Origin of the sequence: Bradyrhizobium sp. SBR1B, from assembly GCF_014198205.1 — a bacterium.
GTDB lineage: Bacteria > Pseudomonadota > Alphaproteobacteria > Rhizobiales > Xanthobacteraceae > Bradyrhizobium.
Map to the genome: position 1 here is coordinate 1 of NZ_JACIHC010000039.1, position 21,832 is coordinate 21,832.

The 21,832-nt window shown below is 59.8% G+C and carries 18 protein-coding genes and 3 pseudogenes; 6 read left to right on the forward strand and 15 right to left on the reverse strand.

Annotated elements, in window-relative coordinates; all coding sequences use genetic code 11:
• Positions 1-81: pseudogene (locus GGD61_RS38705) on the forward strand (IS5/IS1182 family transposase); the annotation flags it as partial.
• A gap of 9 nt (positions 82-90) precedes the next feature.
• On the opposite strand, the gene GGD61_RS38710 reads toward GGD61_RS38705, so the two are convergent.
• The 5 genes from GGD61_RS38710 to rfbA all read right to left on the reverse strand — a co-directional run bounded on the left by GGD61_RS38710 (position 91) and on the right by rfbA (position 5,257).
• Positions 91-1,014 (reverse strand): glycoside hydrolase family 99-like domain-containing protein, encoded by a 924-nt coding sequence (locus GGD61_RS38710; protein ID WP_183232372.1) that lies wholly within the window; start codon positions 1,012-1,014, stop codon positions 91-93.
• A 393-nt stretch (positions 1,015-1,407) separates the two neighbouring features.
• Entirely contained in the window at positions 1,408-2,358 is a 951-nt protein-coding gene (locus GGD61_RS38715) for an alginate O-acetyltransferase AlgX-related protein (protein WP_183232373.1), read from the reverse strand.
• Between the two features lie 6 nt (positions 2,359-2,364).
• Complete coding sequence (locus GGD61_RS38720; protein ID WP_183232374.1) at positions 2,365-3,228, reverse strand: class I SAM-dependent methyltransferase; 864 nt, start codon at positions 3,226-3,228, stop codon at positions 2,365-2,367.
• A 57-nt stretch (positions 3,229-3,285) separates the two neighbouring features.
• Positions 3,286-4,353: a dTDP-glucose 4,6-dehydratase gene (gene rfbB, locus GGD61_RS38725; protein ID WP_183232375.1), complete on the reverse strand. Its 1,068-nt coding sequence runs from the start codon at positions 4,351-4,353 to the stop codon at positions 3,286-3,288.
• Positions 4,354-4,378: 25 nt separating this feature from the next.
• The gene (rfbA, locus tag GGD61_RS38730) at positions 4,379-5,257 is read right to left on the reverse strand and encodes a glucose-1-phosphate thymidylyltransferase RfbA (RefSeq protein WP_061881961.1); all 879 of its coding nucleotides are present in this window, start codon (positions 5,255-5,257) and stop codon (positions 4,379-4,381) included.
• Between the two features lie 107 nt (positions 5,258-5,364).
• Here rfbA and rfbC point away from each other — a divergent pair, with 107 nt between their 5' ends.
• Both rfbC and rfbD read left to right on the forward strand, forming a co-directional pair.
• Complete coding sequence (gene rfbC / locus GGD61_RS38735; protein ID WP_036031199.1) at positions 5,365-5,919, forward strand: dTDP-4-dehydrorhamnose 3,5-epimerase; 555 nt, start codon at positions 5,365-5,367, stop codon at positions 5,917-5,919.
• A complete protein-coding gene (gene rfbD / locus GGD61_RS38740) occupies positions 5,919-6,869 on the forward strand; it encodes a dTDP-4-dehydrorhamnose reductase (RefSeq protein WP_183232376.1) in 951 nt (316 codons plus the stop codon). Before rfbC ends, rfbD begins: the two co-directional genes overlap by 1 nt.
• Before the next feature lie 60 nt (positions 6,870-6,929).
• Here the strand turns inward: rfbD and GGD61_RS38745 are convergent, their stop codons facing one another.
• From GGD61_RS38745 to GGD61_RS38755, 3 genes are read right to left on the reverse strand one after another with little or no spacing between them, the layout of a single operon-like run.
• Complete coding sequence (locus GGD61_RS38745; RefSeq protein ID WP_183232377.1) at positions 6,930-9,272, reverse strand: glycosyltransferase; 2,343 nt, start codon at positions 9,270-9,272, stop codon at positions 6,930-6,932.
• 2 nt (positions 9,273-9,274) lie between these two features.
• Complete coding sequence (locus GGD61_RS38750) at positions 9,275-11,755, reverse strand: glycosyltransferase (RefSeq protein WP_312012837.1); 2,481 nt, start codon at positions 11,753-11,755, stop codon at positions 9,275-9,277.
• A 27-nt stretch (positions 11,756-11,782) separates the two neighbouring features.
• Positions 11,783-12,655, reverse strand: a complete 873-nt coding sequence (locus tag GGD61_RS38755) for a hypothetical protein (protein ID WP_183232379.1) — start codon at positions 12,653-12,655, stop codon at positions 11,783-11,785.
• Positions 12,656-13,185: 530 nt separating this feature from the next.
• Between GGD61_RS38755 and GGD61_RS38760 the strand changes: the two genes are divergently transcribed.
• Positions 13,186-14,463, forward strand: coding sequence for a glycosyltransferase family 4 protein (locus GGD61_RS38760; RefSeq protein ID WP_183232380.1), 1,278 nt, complete (start codon positions 13,186-13,188; stop codon positions 14,461-14,463).
• Between the two features lie 318 nt (positions 14,464-14,781).
• On the opposite strand, the pseudogene GGD61_RS38765 reads toward GGD61_RS38760, so the two are convergent.
• Positions 14,782-15,288: pseudogene (locus GGD61_RS38765) on the reverse strand (transposase); the annotation flags it as partial.
• 102 nt (positions 15,289-15,390) lie between these two features.
• A protein-coding gene (locus GGD61_RS38770) for an IS3 family transposase (RefSeq protein ID WP_183232382.1) occupies positions 15,391-16,493 on the reverse strand; the annotation gives its coding sequence in 2 pieces (ribosomal slippage) (positions 15,391-16,232 and positions 16,232-16,493; 1,104 coding nt in all).
• A gap of 413 nt (positions 16,494-16,906) precedes the next feature.
• Between GGD61_RS38770 and GGD61_RS38775 the strand changes: the two genes are divergently transcribed.
• Together GGD61_RS38775 and GGD61_RS38780 are read left to right on the forward strand one after the other, a co-directional pair.
• Positions 16,907-17,308 carry a hypothetical protein gene (locus tag GGD61_RS38775; protein WP_183232383.1) on the forward strand — a complete coding sequence of 134 codons (402 nt, stop codon included), beginning with the start codon at positions 16,907-16,909 and terminating at the stop codon, positions 17,306-17,308.
• Between the two features lie 306 nt (positions 17,309-17,614).
• Positions 17,615-18,871 (forward strand): hypothetical protein, encoded by a 1,257-nt coding sequence (locus tag GGD61_RS38780; RefSeq protein ID WP_183232384.1) that lies wholly within the window; start codon positions 17,615-17,617, stop codon positions 18,869-18,871.
• A gap of 333 nt (positions 18,872-19,204) precedes the next feature.
• Here the strand turns inward: GGD61_RS38780 and GGD61_RS38785 are convergent, their stop codons facing one another.
• The 5 genes and pseudogenes from GGD61_RS38785 to GGD61_RS38795 form a co-directional block, all read right to left on the reverse strand.
• Positions 19,205-19,360 carry a hypothetical protein gene (locus tag GGD61_RS38785; RefSeq protein ID WP_183232385.1) on the reverse strand — a complete coding sequence of 52 codons (156 nt, stop codon included), beginning with the start codon at positions 19,358-19,360 and terminating at the stop codon, positions 19,205-19,207.
• Positions 19,357-19,725, reverse strand: coding sequence for a transposase (locus GGD61_RS41800; protein WP_409362499.1), 369 nt, complete (start codon positions 19,723-19,725; stop codon positions 19,357-19,359). The genes GGD61_RS38785 and GGD61_RS41800 overlap by 4 nt, the downstream gene beginning before the upstream one ends.
• On the reverse strand, positions 19,659-20,156 hold the full coding sequence (locus GGD61_RS41805) for a transposase (RefSeq protein WP_409362500.1): 498 nt from the start codon (positions 20,154-20,156) through the stop codon (positions 19,659-19,661). Before GGD61_RS41805 ends, GGD61_RS41800 begins: the two co-directional genes overlap by 67 nt.
• A gap of 112 nt (positions 20,157-20,268) precedes the next feature.
• Positions 20,269-20,505 (reverse strand): annotated as a pseudogene (locus GGD61_RS41810) (hypothetical protein); the annotation flags it as partial.
• A 163-nt stretch (positions 20,506-20,668) separates the two neighbouring features.
• Entirely contained in the window at positions 20,669-21,709 is a 1,041-nt protein-coding gene (locus tag GGD61_RS38795; RefSeq protein WP_409362498.1) for a reverse transcriptase domain-containing protein, read from the reverse strand.
• Between the last annotated feature and the right edge of the window lie 123 nt (positions 21,710-21,832).

A 21,832-nucleotide genomic window follows, 5' to 3' on the forward strand; every position in this document is an offset into this window, starting at 1 on the left:
GCAACTCGCTACGACAAACTTGCCAGAAATTTCTTGGCTGCCGTCCACCTCGCCGCCATCGTCGCATATTGGATCAATTGAGTCTGAACCCTAGTCCCCTCCTGCGCGACAGGCCTTCAGAACCTCGCTCGCAGTTCTCAACATTGAGGCGGACGGATCACCCAAAGTCGGAGCCAGTGCTCCACCTTCGCTGTATTCATTCCATGAATAAATCAGCGCAATTTGATAGGGGCATCGGTCCGGATGGTTCGACATAAAGCGCGACGCCTGTCGGCAGGCGAAAGAGAATTCGCTAGGGGTTGCGGTCGCGACATGCGCGCTCTTGTCGATGCGCGTGTAATCCCGTTTATCATAAGCGGGAGGGGTCTCCTTCCGCGGCCGCGAATCCCAGCCGACCATGACGGTCGGCACCACACTGCCTGAGGTATGGGCCAACTCATCTTCCCAATATTGTTCCACGTGTCGTTGGAGCTCGAGATAAGTGCCAGACCTGTTTGGCCCGAAATTTATCCCATATGCCGAAACGGCATCGGCGCCTATCTGCTTTCGGATCGTTTCAGCTGTAGCAGGCGGTGTGTGCAGAAGTACGATGTAGGGGGGTGTACCTCCCGAAGAGGTCGTCTGATTTCGCAGGTGAGACAGCGATTTCCCAAGCTCGGCGAGCGAACCATTCCAGTATGAGGGCAATAGAGCATCGAGGTAGTAGAGGAAGAGAAGCGGCCTGCCGTCCTGCGTCCTCTGGTAGTTGTGGTCCGAAAAGAGACCCTGAATGCGCTTTGTCGCTTCGTTGAATCGGTTAGCGCGACCTAGCGTGTCCAAGGTCGCTATCAAACAGTAGTTCATCTGATCGGCAATGCCGCTTCGACGATGGTACGTCAGGCCCTGCATCATTGAGTGCGCGAGGTCAAGTTTGCCATCGCTGCCGTACGCCAGATATGCCCAATAGCCGAGGCCGGCCGCATGAGCGACCTGTATCTCTTGGTCGAACGAGGCCTCAGTAGCGTGGAATTGCAACGTTTCGGAATCAGTCAGGCGGCTATGGAGCGGCGCGCGAAAGTGCCAGCCTTGGGGACTCAGAGATTTTTCTTCTTCAAAACACGGTTCCCCGCTCGTGTCGCAGTATTGTGCGTCCCACCTTATGGCTCCGAAGATCGGGCATCGAGTTCTTGCGTAACTGTGGATGGGAAGCAGAAGGCTGGCGAGAAGCCCTCGCAGAAGAGACCGACGCGCTGATAGGTACGAGATGGCTGACATTTGCGGTTGCGACCGGATGGCGGGGCACCATTCATTTTCCTCGGAGGACGTCCATGCAGCTGCCGTTCGTTCCTCGTAGATGTGAGGGGGCAAGAACTCACAGCGCAGGAGTTTGTTCCACGTTGGCGAGCATGTGCGGTTCCGCATGTCAAGTTATGAAGGTCTTCGTTCGGATTGCGAACGCAACATATACCGAAGTTTGTTGGTCGCTTGGCGTCTAATGTCGACGTCATCCGTTGGTACGACGCGAACAAATCGCTCCGCAATTTCTGTCAGGAGAATATCCGGCTTGAATTCGTCGACCAGTTTCCAGTCGATGGCGGCCGACCAGACAAACATCACGGCGTCGACGGTCTCGGCAAACATTCCGGTGAGCATATGAGGCCGATACTCAAAAAAGGAATCACCGAACACTAGAATCCGCAATTTCGCCAGAGGGCGCCCTTCATTGCGATATTCGACGATCGATCCAACGTGCAGCAACAGATCGTTCGACACTTGGCCGGTTTCACGCGCGGTCACGATCTCGTTGGCCTCGACCCGGGATGCGCCGATACCAAAACGTCCGAACTGGATCGTCTCGAAGCGTTTGGGCGTCACCTTAGAGCCGAGGTCCCAGCTACCCTCGCGGGCCGGTGCGTTCCGCATGATCAGATCTGTCTTTTGCGGTATAGTCATGTAGGAACACAGCATCTGATAGGCGCTGAAACAGCCCTCCACTGTCCAATGAGTATCGGTTCGATGGAATACTTCGTAGTTGCCTGCCTGCTTTCTGAGATACTTGGTTAACGGCACCAAGATCCCGCGTAGGGCGGCGTTGTCGCTCTCTTCCAGGATTTCGGCGGGAAATCGCATTTGAGAGGTGATGGCGAGCGCCTTCGCCCTGAGTATCGAGAGCTTGTCCGGAACGAAGCAGTGAAGATATTTGACTCCTTTATCCGTGGCAGTTTTCTTCCTGCTGGCCAGCAGAGCCGTCCATGCAGAACAGATCAATTTGAGAATGTGGTCAGATTCGGAGAAAAGACGCGCGACGTCGTTGCTGCCACCAACTAGGAAAAGATGGCCGTCGTCTCCCTCGAAAACGTCTTTTGAGAGCTGCGGCACAACGGCTCACTTTCGTCTCAGCGCTACGCAATCTTGGGCAAGCTGCCCGCGATCAGCATAGTCGATGACGGCGAATAGATCCGAGAACTTATCGGAAAGATATTTATCCGTAACGAAGCATTCTGCAAACTCGCTGCGCGCCACTGAGTCCGAGGGCAGCCAAAAGAACTTCTCGGACCTCACTTCCGCTATTGCAGTGTCGATCGCGTTGTAGGGGAGCCGCTTCAGAATGAGATCAATCCAAAAGTGTATCTCTTCACCATCGATCTTCTTTCGATGTGCTTCCTTCAGGTTCTCCAAGAACCGAACGCCGAGAGTTGTTATGAAGCAAACGCCACCTGGTCTGAGAATGCGTGCGATTTCGGTAATCCACCGATCGAAGTAGTGCTGGTTGAAGTGCGAAAAGGTCGACCACGTGACCAAGTGAGTCGCGAATCCGTCGCGGAACGGGAGCGGCGGCAACGGGTCGGTCTTGACGAAGCTGATATAGCTGTTCGCCTTGCGCGCTTCGACGATGAAGTCGAAGGGTTCAACCGCATAGATATTCGCCGCAGGCACATCCTTCATAAAAGCGCGCGCGATGCGGCCCCAGCCGGCTCCAAAGTCGATCAGGATGCTATCCTTGGAGAAGGAGGCGCCATTGGCGTTCAAGACGCCGACGCAGTACTCGCGAAAGCTGAGCGCGCCTCTGATCGCCATCTCGTTGGAGTTTCCTTGCAGATGGCGCTGTAGGTCCGCTGACGGAAATGAGGGAAAGGCGATGCCCCGTATCGAAGGCTCTTTGACGCTCCTGACCAGATCGGACCGCCATTCCTGGTCGATAAGAGGTGCATAGGTCTCGTATATCTTATTGATCTCGGTGTTGTGCATCTCTTCCTCGATTGAGCGAACGCCGTTGCTTGAGGCAGAAGGCCGCCTCGCTGCGGCCTACTGGGTGAGTCCGACCCGCTTGGCCTGATATCCGCGCTCCAGGATCGCCCGCCACCACGGCTGCTCCTCGACGTACCAATGGACGGTCTTCCGAATGCCGGTCTCGAAAGTCTCCTCGGCGCGCCAGCCAAGATCGCGCTCGAGCTTCGAGGCATCGATTGCGTAGCGGCGATCGTGACCGGGGCGATCGGCGACGAACGTGATGAGATTGCGACGCGGGCCATCTCGGCCCGGGCTGACCTCGTCGAGGAGATCGCAGATGCTTTCGACCACATGGAGATTGGTGCGCTCGTTCCGGCCGCCTATATTATAGGTCTCGCCGACGACACCGTGCTCGAGCACGAGGGTGAGCGCCTTTGCGTGATCCTCGACATATATCCAGTCGCGGACATTCTGTCCGTCTCCGTAGACGGGAAGCTGCTCTCGGGCTAGGCCCTTGATGATCATGTGCGGGATCAGTTTTTCCGGGAAGTGATAGGGGCCATAATTGTTCGAGCAGTTGGTCACGAGGGTCGGCAGCTCGTAGGTCTCATGCCAGGCACGCACGAGGTGGTCGGATGACGCTTTGCTTGCGGAGTAGGGCGAATTGGGCGAATAGGGCGTGCTTTCCGTGAAGAAGCCGTCCTTGCCAAGGGAGCCGAACACTTCATCCGTGGAGATATGTTGGAAGCGAAACCGCGCTCGCTTGTCTGGAGGAAGCGCCCTCCAGTAGCGCAAAGCCTCCTGAAGCAGCGTGAAGGTGCCGACGATGTTAGTCTGGATGAATTCGCCGGGGCCGTCGATCGAGCGGTCGACATGGCTCTCCGCCGCAAGATTCAACACCGCGTCGGGCTGATAGTGCTCGAACAGTCGGCGCAGTCCCGGGGCGTCGCAGATGCATTGCGGCTCGAAGGCGTAGTTGAGGTTTTCGGTCGCGTCAGGAAGGGAATCGAGGTTCGCGGCGTAGGTGAGCTTGTCGATGTTGACCACGCGTGCGTGGCTGTTGCGCAGGAGGTGGCGCGCGACCGCGGAGCCGATGAAGCCGGCCCCGCCCGTCAAGAAGATGGTCAACCCCTTCAAACGCATGATCAATCACCTCCGGTGCGGCGAATCAGGCCGCTCTGTGCGCGCGTGCAACGGACTGCAGATATTCGCCGTAGCTGCTCTTCGCGGTCTTAGCGGCCACCCGCTCGAACGCTTGAATCGTGATGTAGCCCTGTCGCAATGCGATTTCCTCTGGGCAGGCGATGCGCAGGCCCTGGCGTTGCTCGAGGATCTGGACGAAATGGCTGGCTTCGACCAGCGAGGAATGCGTACCGGTGTCGAGCCAGGCAAAGCCGCGACCGAGCACGTCGACATAGAGATCGCCCCGGTCCATATAGGCCTTGTTGACATCAGTAATCTCGATCTCGCCACGTGCCGACGGCTTGATCCGCGCGGCGATGTCGACGACGTCATTGTCGTAGAAATACAGCCCGGTGACCGCGACGTTGGACTTCGGCTGTTTCGGCTTCTCCTCGATCGAAAGCGCGCGGCCGGCCTGATCGAGCTCGACCACGCCATATTGCTCGGGCGAGTTGACGACATAACCAAAGATGGTGGCGCCCTTATTGCGCAGAGACGCCTTTGTTAACATTCCCGGCAGGCTGTGCCCGTAGAAAATGTTATCACCTAACACTAGGACGACCGGATCGTCGCCGATAAAGTCCCGTCCGACGATGAACGCGTCGGCAATCCCCCGCGGTGTCTCCTGCGTGGCGTAGGAGAAACGCAGGCCGATTTCGCTGCCATCGCCGAGCAGGCGCTCAAAAAGCGCCTTATCCTGTGGCGTCGAGATGATTAAAATTTCCCTGATTCCGCCGAGCATTAGCGTCGAGAGCGGATAGTAGATCATGGGTTTGTCGAAGACCGGCAGAAGTTGCTTCGATACGACGGTCGTCACGGGATAGAGGCGAGAGCCGGTGCCGCCTGCGAGAATGATGCCTTTCATTGCTCCTCACAGTTTACTTATCACAAGCATACCATATAATGTGAAGAGCACAAGTTAGTGACGATGCCGAGAGATCGGCGTCGGGTCGGCATTCAATGTGCTTCAAAATGAATGTGATCCGGACTGAGCTTCCCGAAGTCCTCATCATCGAGCCCAAGTTCTTCGGCGACGAGCGCGGCTTCTTCGTCGAGAGCTATCAATTTTCCCGCTACATCGAATACGGTATCACGCGGCCCTTCGTGCAAGACAACATGTCCCGCTCGCGCTACGGTGTGCTGCGGGGTCTGCATCTGCAAAATCCCCTCACCCAGGGCAAATTGGTCGCCGTGCTGCGGGGCAAAGTGCTCGACGTCGCCGTCGACATCCGCGTCGGAAGCCCGAATTTCGGACGTCACGTTGCCGTCGAGTTGAGCGAGGAGAACCGACGGCAGCTATGGGTTCCGCGCGGATTCGCGCATGGTTTCCTGGTGCTCTCAGAGACCGCGGACTTTTTCTACAAATGCGATAATTTCTATAGTCCGAAGAACGAGATCTCGATCCGCTGGGACGACCCGACGATCGGCATCAACTGGGGTATCGAAAAGCCGTCGCTCTCGGCCAAGGACGCGGACGCGCCGCTGCTTGCCGACTCGAAAAGCCTTCCAGTGTATGGGCAAATCTGATGCGGATACTGTTGACGGGGAACGGCGGGCAGGTCGGAGGCGCACTGCAACCACTCCTGGCTGGGCTCGGCACAATCATCACGCCTAACATCAATGAGTTCGACCTGTCGAAGCCTCACAGGCTCGTCCGGGCGCTTGACACGTTCCAGCCGGATCTCATCATCAACCCTGCGGCCTATACCGCCGTGGACCGCGCCGAGGACGAGCGCGAGCTCGCATTCCGCATCAATGCCGGGGGACCCGAGGTGATCGCCCAATGGGCCGCGAAACGTCGCGTGCCGCTGGTCCATTTTTCCACAGACTATGTCTTCGACGGCTCCGGGAGGGCGCCATGGCGCGAGGATAGCCCAACGGGGCCGTTGTCGGTCTACGGCGCGAGCAAGCTCGCCGGTGACACCGCCATTCGCGCAGCAGGTGGTCCGCATCTGATCGCACGTACCTCCTGGGTCTACGCCGCCAAGGGCGCCAACTTCCTGCGCACGATCGCGCGACTTGCGGCGGAGCGCAAAGAGCTGCGCATCGTTGCTGACCAGATCGGGGCGCCGACGACGGCGAGAACGATTGCCAACGCCATTACCGATATCGTGCTGCCTAATCTGTCGAATTTGAATGAGTTCTTTGCGCGCAAAGGCTGCGTTGTCAATCTTGTCTGCGCCGGCGAAACCAGTTGGCATGGCTTTGCGAGCGCGATCGTGGCCGGTCTTAGGTCGCGCGGCCTAAGGCTCGAGGTGGAAAGCGTCATTCCGATCGCCACGGCCGATTTCCCGACCAAGGCGATGCGCCCCGGCAATTCGCGGCTCGACCTGTCGCGCCTGAAGAGACAGTTTGGAGTGACTACGCCGAATTGGCAGGAGGCGTTATCGGTCGAGCTCGACGATTTCGTTGCCTTGCAGGAAGAAGCAGCACGCGCCGAGCCGGCGCACCCGCTCCAGCAGCGAGCCTATTCGTGATTGAACGGCGGATCGAGCAAAGGGGGCGCGCGGCGGCCTGAAGGACGATAAGGCGCCGCCTCAGAACCCCAACGGCACGTCGCGCGCCCGTTCGAGATGATTGTAGCGAGGGGCGCGTGGCCCAGGCGGCCAGGCGAGGCCGCTGTAGGGAATCCCATCGCGCGAGAGCTGCGGATTGTAGGTCGGGTCCTCGTTGAGCCATTCACCCCAGCGCGCCCGAAGCAGATTGAGTTCGCGTTCGAACCGGCCGCGCCGGTCGGCGCGGTCATCCGCGCCGCGGCTGGCAGATTCGGCGTGAACCAGCTTCGCATGCGGCGTGAAAACGATGCGCTTGCCTGCTTGGCGCAGCCGTAAGCAATAGTCGACATCGTTGAAGGCGACCGCAAAGCGCGATTCGTCCATCCCGCCAACGGCAAGATAGTCGCTGCGTCTGGTTGTTAGGCAGGCCGCAGTCACGGCGCTGCATTCGTGTGCCACCAGGAGCTGATCGAGAAACCCGGGATCATCACCGAATCTGTCGGTAAAGGCGTGGGTCGCCGCGAAATTCATTCCCAGGACGACACCGCCATGCTGAACGACGCCGCCGGGCCAGGTCAGGAGCGCGCCGACCGCGCCGACATCAGGCTCGGCGAGCCGCGTCAGCATCTCCTCCAGCCAGTCATCGGAGCTCGCCTCGATGTCGTTGTTGAGGAGACAGAGCACATCACTCTCGAGTGTTGCTGCGGCTTGATTGTTCAGCCTTGCGAAGTTGAAGGGACCTTCGACCTTCAAAGTCCGCACGCCGCGTCGCGCCATGCTTGCAAGGTAGGCGATGGTCTTTGGGTCGACACTGTCATTGTCGACGACGAGAATATCTGCGCGGCAGCACTCGACCGCCGGCGCGATGCTGTCGAGGCAGGTCCGCAAGAGCGGTAGACGGTCGCGGGTCGGGATGATCACTGTCACGCGCTGGCGTGGAATCGCTCGACCAATTCGAACCGCAGGAAAGAAGTTAACTTGTTGCGGGGTTACGTCGGCACTGACGGCACGTGCGTCGAGGTGCATTTGGGTCGCCGCGGCAAGCTGATGGCTGGCATTCGTTCGATCGAGTCCAGGGAGCGTCGCCAGTGCTCCCGGTAAATGAAGAATGTTGTTCTCACGTGGACCAGCGTGATCGAGCAGGCAGTTGAAGAGGCGGTAGAGATTGTCGGGGCGGGCCTCAAGGCCGGCGAGCAGGGCGTCGCATCGAACAGCAAACAGATGCGCACAATAGCCTTGCTCCAGCATTCTTTCGTAGTCGAATGCGGGAAAGGCCAGCGGCCAGAGCCGGCCATCCTCGGCAAGAAAATCGAGGTCGCCATACAAGGCGATCGCATCCGGATAGGCCTCAAATGCGGCGGCGATGCGGGCCAGGGCATTCGGCTCGAGCACCACACCCGCCATCGCGATGACGACGTGATGTGAATCGGATGCGGCGCCGTCCAGAAACTCCAACAGAGCGTCGCTGTCGACGGAGAGTAGCTCCCCGTCGATCACGCCTGCCGTCCAGCTTTCGTGGGTCTGGGTCTCCAGTGCAGCGAGCGTTTGCTCTGCGCCGGGGGCGCCGGCGATGACGACCGCGAGCGAAAGGCCGCTTGCTCGCGGCACCGGCAGCGGGAAGCGATCGCACCAATTCACGTAGTCGGAGAGCGGAAGCGAGGCAGGAATCAGTTGATCATACAGTTTGCCGCGCAAGCGCTCGGCACCGTAGCCGCCGAGCGCGTCGATCAATCCGGCAAGGCCGTCGGGAAAGGCGACAAAGACGGCTGTCGCCGGAATTGGCTCACGGTCCTCCCTGCGCAAGGAAACGCGGTGAACGCGCCCGTCGGCAAAGCGTTGCGGGACGTGGAAATCAAAGGCGCGCGCGTTCCGGTGTGCCGCAGAGTCGCCAACAAGCGTCCAGGCTGTTGCGTGAACCTGGGCGACGCCCTCTCCGTCGACGATTGCCTCCAGAAAGAGGGCGGATTCGCTATCGATCCAGCCCTGGAAATGCAGTCCGCCGAGCCAGCGCAACTCGCACGTCTTGCGCAGATCGGCGCGATTTGCGTACTCGTTCTCCAAATCGACCGGTTGGCCGACGGGCGTGCCGAGATTGGCGAGGCGGGCCTCGAGGGTGCGTGCGGCGCGCAGCAGATCGGGCTCGATCGTGATTGCGAATCCGCAACTCGCCTGGAGCTCTTGTTCAGCAAGCTCGGGAACGAAGGCGTCGGCATAGGCTGTGCTGAACACCAGACCGTCGAGCAAAATCTCGACGCTATAGCGACGCTCCGGCGCCTGGGCGTCGTAGACGAAGCCGGACAGTGTCCCATCGCGCGCGAGCTCGAGCCGGCTGACGAGCGTTGGTCTGATCGACGGTTCGGATCGGTGGCGGGAGAGACGCGACATGCTTAGGGCCGCGTGACCCAGTCGACCACGAGATCGGCAAGCCCTGCCGCATTCACAATGGCAGAAATGGCAAGGTCTCCTTTGCGGGGCTTCAGCGCGCCGCCGGACCAGTCGCAGTAGGCGACCGGCCTTATCGCCTGTCTGGCGGTCTCGACGAGAGGATGGCCGAAGACGGGCTGCTCAAAATCGGTGAGGATCCAGCCCGGATTATGCGGTGTTAGGACGTCGCTCAGCTCATCCGCCGCAACCGCGCCCGTGATGAAGATGTTGGGACGTGACATCAGGCGATCATCGCCGCAGGTGGTCCCGGCGATGACGATCGGCAGCGACGGTTCGCGCCGCCACAGACGATCGGCCAATGTTTGTATTATGCGCAGGGATGCGGGCGTTGGCGTCGAGGGAACGATGGCGAGGGATCTATCATTGGCGGAGATCGGCGGCAGGGTCAGGGAACATATGGGCCAGTCATGCAGCACGATCTTGCGATCGGGCCACCTGTTTTGTGCATAGGCCTTGGCCGCTTTGCTGGGAACGAGAAGCGGAGTCGTGCCGGAGGGCAGGGAAGCAATCTCGCCAACGCTCTCCGATATCAGCCAGCGATCGATCGGAAGATGGAGGCACCGGATCAGCTCGATGAGCCGCGGCAGCGGGTTTGGCTCGAGGATCTCGACACGCGATGGGGATAGCCGTGCCAGGATGTCGCGGGCGCTGCCGAGATTTGCCTCCGTGTCGAGCCTCAAACGCATGGCCTGCGGCAAACCTCCGTCGGTAGCCCGAAGGCGAAGGACGTTGTCCTCCCGCAAGAGCAGGACCGTGCGCTCGCCATGTAGGCGGAGATGGCGTATCCGCGCGTCGGTTACGGCAGGGAAGGTTCGCTCGCCAGCGAGAACCAGCACCGACGGCTCAGCCAGCCATGGCAGCGCACGCTCGAGCGCGGCGCGCGCCGGCCGTAACGGATCGGCGATTTCAAAGGCGCGGCATTCCTCCCGGTAGTTCGGGAATCGCTGGTCCAAAATGCCGAGATTGCGAAGCACGAGGCCTCGCTTCTCCTCTTGAAAGGACTTCGAGCCGTGATGTCCGACATAGACCGACGGCGCGCAAACATTGCGAAAGCCCTTGGCCCGCGCGCGGAGGCAGAGATCGACATCCTCGAGATAACCGCGCTCGAAATTGTCCGAGAGCTCGCCCACACTGTCAAGGCAGGCTCGTGTAATAAAGACGCAGAATCCGATGCCGCTTGCCACATCGATCGCTTTCCCCGCATTAGCTGCGCTGGCGACGCGATCGATTGCGACAATCTCGTCATAGCGCGGCATAGGATTAACGTCGTTTGGCGTTGGAAAGGAAAAGATGTCGCCGTTGTTGGAAAGTGGTGTGACGGTTCCGATGTTTGGCGCCGAATATGCCACGTCGGCTAACCGACCGACGAAGCCGGGCGGAACGAGCGTGTCGGAGTTGAGCAGTACTACGTCGCCCCTCTGGATCTCGTTCAGCGCCCGATTGATCGCGCCGACAAAGCCGAGATTGACCGGGTTTACGAGGAGACGGATCTTGCCTGCCGTCGCAAGCTCGCTCATATGGCGCTGCAGCTCCACTTCCGGGCTGGCATCGTCGATGGCGAGAACCTGAAAGGCGTCCTTACCAGTTCCTTGTGGACGTCTTGCCTTGTCGAGGCTCTCGAAGCATTCGATCGTTGCCCGCGCATCTGCATAGACGGGGACGATAACGGTCGGCAGGTCGACGTTCGGGCCTATCCCAACGGAAGGATCGCGAGCGGCTCGGAGGTTCATCGTCGAAGTGAGGTTAGGCGCCACGCGTCGAACCTGGACGACGTCTTCGCCGCATCTCAGCGTAACGATTTGAGCTGTAGTGGACGGTGGCCGCCGAACCAAGAAGGTTGTTGCCTGCACATCTGCGCTCGCCAGCGCGTGAAACGGATTGGGTTCGAGAATGCTCGTCAGCGTGCCGTCTTCGGTTGCGAGGCTCACTTCGACGAAAAGGGCGTTGGTCCAGGCGATCCAGCCCGTCACGTGATTGTCGAACACAGAGCAGGCCGCCCAATGACCGCCCCCAGCTCGCCGCAGCTCCGCGATGGCAGCTCGAAGGATGGCCGGGCTGCCTTCGCGGCATATTAGTTGAGCGGCTGCGGCCAGTCGCCGTTCGTCTGCAGCCCACGCCAGCATCCGGCGGTTGGCGCCGACATCAAAAGGATCGACAAGACGCGCCCGCGCAAGATCCGACAGCGCAGCTTCGGGAAGTCCGAGCCCCCAAGCAGCTTCCGCCCGGAGAACGAAGCAGTGAGCTGCTGGTGGAGGCGAAACTCGAATGCGTCGATCGGCGTATTTGAGCGCCGTCGCGAACTCCCGCCTGGTCAACGCCTCAGCTGCGAGGCGCTCGAGCGCAATATGCGCGTGAGGCCCGATAAGGAAGGAAGCATCGAGAATCTTGCGCTTGAGGTCCCGCCCACCCGGTCGCTCACCCACGCTACGCGGCTCCATTTTCGAATTGCCCTAGCCGATCGAGCTCTCTTGGCGCGCCCGGCTGCGGAAGACGCGGACGCGGCTGGAGCCGACCGGCTTTCGTGACGGTTGTGCGGGAACGATGACATTGTCCGGGGCTGCTAACTGGTTGACGCCGATGCGAATGCCAACCAAAGGCTCGCGGCTGGTCGGGCCCGACAGAACGACGCGTTTGCCGCGGGCGCGCAGGGTCGGCGCGTTCAAGAACGTCGCTTCCGCCACGAACTCGAATCCCCCGGCGCCACTGATTTGCAGCACGACCCCTGTAATCGGTAAGGCTCGTCCACGCGTGCCCGCATATGTCCCGAGCGACACCATTTTGCCGCTCCCCGCCTGGCCAATGGGGAATTGGACCGCATAGCGAATATCGAGACGCGCCGGCTTCTCCTGCCATTCAAGGGCAATTCCTTCGATGCGCGATGGCGCCGTTGGACCTGCAATCCATGCGTTAGGGCCGACCACAACATCGCCGCGACCTGCGACGTGGCCGAGGATCTTGATACCGTCCATTGCAACATTTCCATGCACGGCCGCGCTCTCACCTTGCGCAGCGAGCGGCGCTCGGCCGGACTGAATCGGTTCGATACGAACCATGGCCGCGCGCGATCCCCCGGGTCGCATCGGCTCAACCTGAATCTGCAACGTGCCGGGTGTCTTGACCCGAACCATCAGACCCTCATTCGGCTCCCAAAGTGTCGGCTCGGTTGCGTCGGGATGCATGATGAGCGCCATGCGCTCTTCATGTCCCGGCGTCGGTACAACCGTCACGCGCGGCGGCGATGCGAGATCGTCCGCACTCTTGTAGCTCACTAAGAAAAGTCCCCGATCTAGGCTTACGACTTTCTGCTGCTCAACATCGGCCATTATTGCCCCCAATCAGATGAACGAGGTATTTTTCTTCTCGCCTTAACGATCCTGCGTGATCCCCTGAGATTCGGAGCGTCGCTGCGACGAACCGGCCTCATTAGGAAGGGCTTCTCACGTGAATGGCGGAGACACCAATTCGGCAATAGAGATTGGCACAGGTATTCAGTTTCTGCGCTGAGCAGCTCCGCTATTTGACGAAGCCTGTCATTCTCGCTCCTCAATAGCGCGATAGCGCCAGCGATGTCATCGCCGTCGATCAAGTGGGAACGGCGGCACGGTGACTCAGAGTTGACGTGGGATTGCTTGGTACTCAATCAGAATGCTCACAGTCCAACGCGCATGTAAGCAGCTTATCAAACACAACATGGGAGGGAAACAACCAAAGCTGTCATGCGCTTGTCATGTTCACCTAATCTGTGACAGCAAAAATACAATTCGAGCCCTGGAGGACCGAAGGTGATACAGCAGATTAGGATCGGGAACTGCCGATTGCACCCATTTGCGTTGATCACGCCCAGACCTTGCCGATGAAAATTCTGTTCGTTCACAACAATTTTCCGGCTCAGTACCGCAACATAGTGGCTGCCTTAGCCAGGGAGCCTGGCTTTGAACTTGTTGCCATCGGCGCGCCGACTTCAAGATCGCTTCCATCCGTCAAACTGGTCCGATATGCACTTCCAAAAGCTGATATCTCGGGAACGCATCCGTTTGCGCGACGCTTCGATATAGAGTGTCGGCGCGCGGAGCAGGTGATGTACAGTCTTTCGAGCTTACAGATGTCCGGGTTCTCGCCTGATCTGATCCTCGCACACCCCGGATGGGGCGAGACCCTGCCGTTGCGCTCCATCTTTCCAAAGGCACGATTGCTCGTTTATTGCGAATTCTTTTATGGGGCCGAGGGGCGGGACATCGGGTTTGACCCGGAATTTCCGGTGCCCGGACTTGATGGCCACATTGGGCTTCACGTGAAGAATGCGACGACTCTGCTGGCGCTCGAGGATTGCGAAATGGGGATCTCGCCAACGAGATGGCAGAAATCGACCTTTCCCCCACACTATCAAAGCAAGATCGACGTGATCCATGAGGGCATCGACACGGGGCGCATGCGGCCGAACCCCCACGCGCGCCTGACACTACCGAATGGCCAGTACCTTCGCCCTTCCGACGAGGTCGTGACGTTTGTCGCGCGAAATCTCGAGCCGCTGAGGGGCTACCATATCTTTATGCGAGCGCTGCCGGAGATCTTGAGATGCCGGCCGAACGCGCAAGTCATCATCATCGGCAGGAGTGGCGTGTCCTACGGTCTGCCGCCACCGACGGGTACGACCTGGAAGTCAACCTTCCTTGCTGAGGTCCGTGGTCGCCTCGACTTATCCCGTGTGCATTTCCTGGGCGGCGTGGCGTATGAAACCTTCATTGCAGCCCTTCAGGTATCATCCGCACACGTCTATTTTACCTACCCGTTCGTACTGTCCTGGTCGATGTTGGAAGCGATGAGTGCGGGATGCCTAGTGATCGGTTCTGACACGGCGCCGGTGCGCGAGATCATCCGCTCCGGCGACAACGGTTTGCTTGTCCCATTTTTCGCGGTGGACGAGCTTGCTGAACGGATTATTGAAGCGCTGGCGCAGCCAACAAGGTTCTCCGAGCTGCGCGCGGCCGCCCGCCACCACGTGATCAATCATTATGATGCGGAGCAGGTCTGCGTGCCGCGGATGCGTCTTCTTCTGAATCAAAGACTCGGTGCGCCTCCTCCGGGCGGCACGCACCGGCCGGTTGCAACGACGCATAAAGCCGCCGAATGAGCCGCACTTCTGACCAGACCTGCATGTGTGGATGGCTCCCGCGGTGCAAGGGTTTTGTTTGAGCAATGCGGGAAGAGTTGGCGGCTTGCATGTGTCCGGCCTACGTAAGAGGCGGCACGTTTGGCCGCCGGCCCAGATGAGATCCGCGGATCGGGTCCATAACAAACTGACGCGCTTAGGGCGCCTACGGGTCTACTGGGTGTCCCAATCTCGTCTATCACTGTCGCGTCATCTTCCCATTCAGCGCCGATGCACCAAGACCGCCAGGACCCGGCTGGTCCGGCCGGCCGATACTTATGCCGTGCGGTAGGTCTCCTCTCACGTCATCACTGCCCAGATGACCTCGCCATTTTGTTGGCCAGGGCGACTGCAGCGAGTTTGAATCGGCTTGCGAGCGATAATGCGCCCCAGCCAACTTTGAGCGAAGTTCTGCTTACCCCGCCACCAACGTGTCATGGACATAGCGCCAATGACGAGGAGCCGGCGGATAGTGCGATCGCCCATCTTCTTGATGCGGCCCAGCCGTTCTTTGCCACCACTCGAGTTCTGACGTGGCACAAGGCCAAGCCACGCCGCGAGGTCTCGGCCTGATCGGAAACCGCGAATATCCGGCACTTCAGCTAATATCGCGCTGACGGTGATCGGGCCGACGCCCGGAACGCTCAGCAACCCAGCTTCCGGTTCCGCACGGCAATGCCTTCGCATTTGAGCTTCGAGAGCATGTCGCGTCACCGCTTCGCAGATCGCTGCGGCGTCCGCAGCGTCGTTCTTTTGCCGCGCGACATAGGGCTTCACGTACGAAGCCGGAATCATCTTGGTGTCATGTGACCTGCCCCTGAAGTTTCACCCAGTAGCGGTTAGAGTCTCGGCGGATGTTGTAGCGAGACCGAACTTTGGACCACCCAGAACTAGAGTTTTGCGCCTCTGTCACGTTGGCGGGCTGGTTGCGCCGACGTGGTTGTGCAGCAAAATCGGCGGTCGATTGCCGATCGCCCCATGGGGCCGTTCTTCGTTGTAGTATTTGCGCCAAGTCTCCACCTTTTCCCGGGCGTCCGCAAGGGACAGGAACCAATGGGCATTGAGGCATTCGGCCCGGAAGCGGCCATTGAACGCTTCGATAAAAGCATTGTCGGTCGGTTTGCCCGGGCGTGAGAAATCCAGCGTGACGCCGCGCTGGTAGGCCCAGAGGTCAAGATCGCGCGACACGAACTCGCTGCCTTGGTCGACGCGGATCGTCGCCGGGAATCCCACTTCCTTGCAGGCCCGTTCCAGGATCGCCACGACATCGGTGCCGCGGAAGCTGAACCGTGGCGCCAGCATCGGTGAGAAGCGGGAGAAAATATCGACGATCGTGAGCACGCGCAGCTTGTGTCCGCTCGCCAACTGGTCATGGACGAAGTCCATCGCCCAGGTCTCGTTCGATCGTGTCGCCGGCCTGCGATCATCGCGCAGCTTGGCCTTGACGCGCCGCTTGGGCGTTTTGTGGCGCAATTGCAGGCCCAATTCGCGATAGATGCGCCGCGTCTTGTTCTGGCCGTGGCGCCATCCCTCGCGGCGCAGCAAGACGTGGACACGGCGATAGCCGTAGCGGATACGAACATGGCAGATCTCCTTGATCTTCTGTTCGAGGGCAGCCTGGCCGGCGCGACGGGACTTGTAATGGTAGGTCGACCTGTCAAACTCCAACGCCGCGCAGGCTCTGCGGATCGAGACCTGCCATTCGTTGCGGACCTCATCGACCAGCTTGCGCTTCCGACCAGGCCTCATAGCTTTCGGCGGATCACGTCCTGCAGCATCTCCTTGTCGAGCGACAGATCGGCGACCAGCTTCTTCAGCTTGGCGTTCTCCTCCTCGAGCTGCTTCAGCCGGCGCATCTCGGTCGGCAGCAGCCCGTCATACTTCTTCTTCCAATTGAAGTAGGTCGCTTGACTGATCCCGGCCTTGCGGCAGATCTCCGCCACGGCGCCCCCGTCGCTGCCCTGCTTCAGGATGAACGCCTTCTGGGCGTCCGAAAACTTTGAAGCCTTCATCGTCGTCGCTCCTCCCAGCCGGGTGGATTTACGCAGCGCAAACTCTAGCCAAAAATGGTCCAGTTTTCCGGTCTCAGATCATCGCCTGATCAAAAAGTGCGAAAGATTCTGGACAGTACCATTCTAAGCGGGATTGAACAAGTGTTGCGCGCTCCATTCGCGCGTCGCTCGCCAGAAACGATCTGAGCAGCTATCGGTCGCGCAAAGTGCACTTCGCAACGACAAAGATGCCCGGCCGCCGCGCGGCGCGGGCAGCCACTGACCGTTTAAACCATCGACCATCATCACGTGCGTGCGCATCAATGCCCCACCGCTCGCACTGATTGTCATCTATGGACCGGTGCGGCGTCGGGGCGTCACACCTTTGAGATCTCCAATGGTTAAAGTGGAGATTACCCGCGAGGGATATCCTTATGGCTTTTACTTTTCCGCAGTGGCTCGGCGACTGCCTTGATGCGATGGATCTGAACGATCTTGGCCGTTTGATGCAGGATCGAACGCTGATTGTGCGGGACATCATCTGCACATTCGTTCATCCGTGCGGGGACAGTCACGACTTGGCTGCTATCCTGCTCGACACAGGCATCGTCTTGTCCGCCGACAAGTATGACGTCGTTGGACTTGCATTATCCCGAAATCTCGAGAATTTCCTGCTTGGTGCGCCGCTGTTCTTCGTCAATCCGTCGAGTCAACATCTTGTCTTGGGTCAAAAGTTCGAGTTTGAGCAGATTGCTGCCTCAACATTCGCGCCATTGCTTGATGCACTGGCGTTGCAGGCAAAAGCTTGGCGAGACCGGGGAGAGCCTGCGCGATGATGGGCATTTCAAATGTGCGGTGAATCGCATATAGGCGGCTGAGACTCTGCGCCGGTGCGCAAGCGATCTGTGTGGGGTCGGGATCGCGACAACGGCGCTGCAGGTCAGGGCTCGGCGATACGGGCGGAGGGTGGCGCGATGATGAACTTAAATGTCGCAGACTGCACATCGGCAGCTAAAGCTCTGTGTTGGACCAAAAGCGATCCACCCCCAGTGGGAGTGTCGGATCAAGACTATCCCGGCGGACCGCCTACGCTGACCGATGACCAGCGGCGAACCCTTGAGAGTCGGTCTGAACAACTGTCGATGGTCCGTGAAGTTATCCATGTGGAGGCGTCGCATTGGGGAGACGCACGCGCCGAAAACGGCGTTGCTAAACACGCAGAGCCACAGCTCCCGAACGGGATATCGCCGCCATTGGATGAGGACCCAAGAACGGAGCATCAAGAGGATCGCCCTGCCGGATACGCCCGATGGCGGCGTTATACGGCCGCGCTATTGGGCGTGAACGGAGCACAGGGAGCGTTCGAGACCTTTGTTGGTCGCCTCTCTGAGGCGGCGGTGCTCGGATTTTCCGGTCATCCGCAAAGTCCAGAGGAGGTCAGCGACAGGTCGATGGCGGCACACGCCGTGGTCAACGTGGTGATGGGACTGGTCGCAGGCGCAAGAGCGGGTCTGCACACCTGGCGGGCAAGACGCAATCCAGAAGCTTATCGCAGAGCATTTTGCGGTGAGCGCCCGACGCAATCTGCGGCCCTCGCGATGGCCGGCACTCCTGACGTTCCCGCAAGCCAACTCACGTGTCTCCTATCCGGCTTGGCTGCGGGCGTTGTAACCTTCGGCGGCGCCGCGCACGCCGGCATACGTGCTCTTTCGCACCTTCGAAGCTCTTCGAAGGACAAGGTCAATGCCTACGACGCCGTGGTTCGGTCCAACGCAAACACAGCCTACTGCTACACCCGTGAAGTCGCAAACTTCGTAGCTCACGCCTTTCAGCTCGTTTCGCATGATGCCCTGTTGACCCCGTTAGCAGCTGCGGCCACCACCTTGGAATACGGATTTAACTTTGCATTACAACAAAGCATACTCGACGGCATGAACCAGGCTGGGAGCTCGGCCCACCACTGGCCGTCCATCTCCGCTGTGGCCGAGGCCGTCGACGTCGCCTTTACGTCCGGAATGGCGCGTCTCGCCGAGCCCGATAGATCCGTCGGGATCTGGCGTGGTCGTCTGGCCGAGGGGACCTCTGTCGAGGGACATCAGCCGTCAAGGCTCAGTGTCATCGATGCAATCGATCGGGTGACCCAACGTGCCGTTGGCCGGCAACTTGTCGGTGAAATACATCATTCTATGCCGGGGATCGGGCCGGTGCTCGCTGCGGGCACGCATTTGCGCGAACTGACATGGCAAGCCGAACGCGCCAGTCGTGGTGTTGGCAACAGTACGCCTCCCAGTGATATTGAGTCGCGATCGCCCGGGGGGACGCAACATGCAGGCAGCAGGTCGGGTCCACTGCCCCTACGACAAAACGCTGCGGAGTTCGTTCTGTCGCCCGGAACCTGAGTGGATTGCCGGCAGACTTTGCTGGGCCGTCGTCGTCTACTGAGGCTGCCTCGCGTATCATGTATTGATCCTTGGGAATTTGGACATCACTCAGATCGGAGCTCGTTCGACGTATCGCCGACAGGTATCTCCATCCTTATTGGCGCATTGTCGAAAATATTCTGAACGCTATTCTCGATGAGATCATGGAGGCGCTCGCGCGCCGTGAGCGGGCCGATTGCGGGCTTTGATTATTTTCGGCGTAGTACCGGCGGACTTGCAAGGACCGCAACCCAAAAACAGGCGAGTATGTGCAAAATCAGTAAAAGCCCTTTCCGGTCTTCAAGGCTAGCATTACAGTTGCATTTTGTTCTTGAGATGGGCTTTGCGCGCGTTGGCCTGATGAGCCCTGCGCCAGGATGACCATGCGAGGATATTGGCGTTCGGGATGCGCCGCTGGGCTAGCTTCATGGCGATGCGGCGGATTTCCTGGATCGACCAGCGGATCAAGACCGCTGCTTCGGTCGAGGCCGCGGTCGCGTTTTTTTGAGCAATGGCCCGGTGTTGGCCCGATGACGGATGACGGCCATCATGGCGAAGGCAAGCATGACGAGTGAGACATGGCGATGCCAGCCATGCCAGGAGCGGGTTTCGTTGTGATCCAGGCCGAGCTCGTTCTTGGCAGTTTCGAAGCTGTCCTCGATGGCCCAGCGATGGCCTTCCACCGCCACCAGCTTCTGCATGGACGTGCCCTTGGGGCACCATGTGGAGAAAAAGGCCAAGCTGCCGTCGGCGATGTTGCGGCGGATCAGAAGACCCCGCGTCCATTCCCCGGCAAGGTCGTCGTTGTATTCCCTGGCTTCGAGATCGGCCAACTCGAGATAGGCCCAGTCGTGCCAGCGCGGCCCCTTGGTCCCTCCGCCGGACGACAGGCGGCGCCAGGCCTTCTTGGGAAGGTTTTGCGCGATCGTGGCAGCGGTACCGGCGACAGGCTGCGGCTTGCCCCAGGAACGGAACACAGGATTGGACGCAACACCAGAACATAGCCTTTGCCTGCCTTGCGCAGCAGAGTTTCGATCTCTCCGGTGCCATACACGCTGTCCGCCGCCACGAACGAGAACGGCACCTCTGCGACGATCGCGCGAGTGATCATTTGACGCGCGATCTTGGGCTTCGTCGCAAAGCCCACATCGCTCGGGACATGCGCTGACTTCAGGCGGGCGGGTTCGTTCGTCCATTCCTGTGGCAGGTAGAGCGCCCGGTCGATGAAGGCATGGCCATGCCGCGACACATAGCAGGCGGACACTCCGATCTGGCAATTGGTGATCTTGCCCGCCGAGCCAGTGTACTGGCGTGCCAAACCCGCACGAGGCCTTGCCCTGTTTCAAAAAGCCCGTCTCATCGATGACCAGGACCGCCTCCTCATCACCAAGTGTTTCCAGTGCGTACTCACGCACAATGTCGCGTAGTGCGTCGGCATCCCACTGCCCTCGGCCCAGGATCGCCTGCTGGCGCCACGGGCCTGGATCGCCGGCCGCTTCCGCCCGCATCCAACCCGTCTTGCGCGGCTCGTTGCCCAACAGTCCGTCGAAACTGCCCCGCCGAGGCCGCGACCCGCTCCTGCGTAAACAGCGGACGGGTGCGTTGCTTGGCATCTCGCAACGACGAAGCCCACAGCGTCAGCGTATCTTCAACCGACGCGCCACCAATCATCATATCCCGAATCATGGTCGCCATGGATTCAGAACCTTCAACAAAATGTTTGCGGTAGGGACGCTCATTGCTGAGCGCCCCCCGCGCGGATCCGGACGAGCCCAATTAAGGCATCCGGCTCTTACCTTTTGTATGTGACGGCGAAGCGCTGTTGTGGCCAGGGATGAGGATACGGGGTTGAGGGAGCCATTCATCCGCCAACTTCGTCATGCGGTCCCACGTGAAGCGGTCTCGTTGGCTTCGCCGCCGAAGCGTTCGACGCCAGAGATCGGTCACATAGTAGCGGAACGCTGAGAGCGCCCGCCCATTTGTAGGAACCGCGTAGTAGGCGAAGTGGCCGGCGACGACCTGTCTCAGCCATGCACCCTGGACGAGGATCGGTTGGTGCATCCGACGCCGCAGCTTTTCCTTGATGTCCTGAAGCTTCCTCCGCAGACGGTCGCGACGGGTCTTCCTTTCGAGCAGGAAGTTCCCCCGGCGTGACTTACCGCAGATGTGGGTGAAGCCCAGAAACATGAAGGTCTCCGGTTTGCCAAGGCCGCGCCCCTTGCGGTTGACCGCCGCACGGCGACCAAACTCAATCAAGCGGGTCTTGTCTGGGTGGAGTGTCAACGCGAATGCTTCAAACCGTTCACGCATTGCATCAAGGAAACGGCGAGCGTCGTCCTCATGCTCGAAGCCAGCCACGAGATCATCGGCATAGCGCACGATGATCATGTCGCCATGGGCCTCTTGCCGTCGCCAGCGTTCGGCCCAAAGATCGAACGTGTAGTGCAGGTAGACATTGGCGAGCAGCGGCGAAATCACCGATCCTTGCCCCGTGCCCCTGTCGTCCACGGTAACGACCCCGTCTTCGAGAATGCCCGCCTTGAGCCATTTACGGATCAGGCGGATGATGCGCTTGTCGCCGATGCGGTGTTCCAAGAACTGGACCAGCCAGTCTTGGTTCACACTTCCGAAAAAGTTTTGCACGTCGGCGTCAAGTATCCAGTTCACCTTCCGCGAGGTGATCGCTACCGCCAGGGCGTCCAACCCATCATGTGGGCCCCGACCGGGTCGAAACCCGTAGGAGAAACCGACGAAGTCGCCTTCGTAGATGGCGTTGAGCACCATGACGGTCGCGCCTTGGACGATTTTGTCCTCCAAAGCCGCGATCGCCAGCGCTCTCTCCCGGTGACCTTGCCCCCAGATTTTATCCAGTTCTGAGTTCGCTCAAGCCATTGGATTTGCCCAGTTGGGCGGTGGTAGCGACGGGAGCTGGCGCGGAGC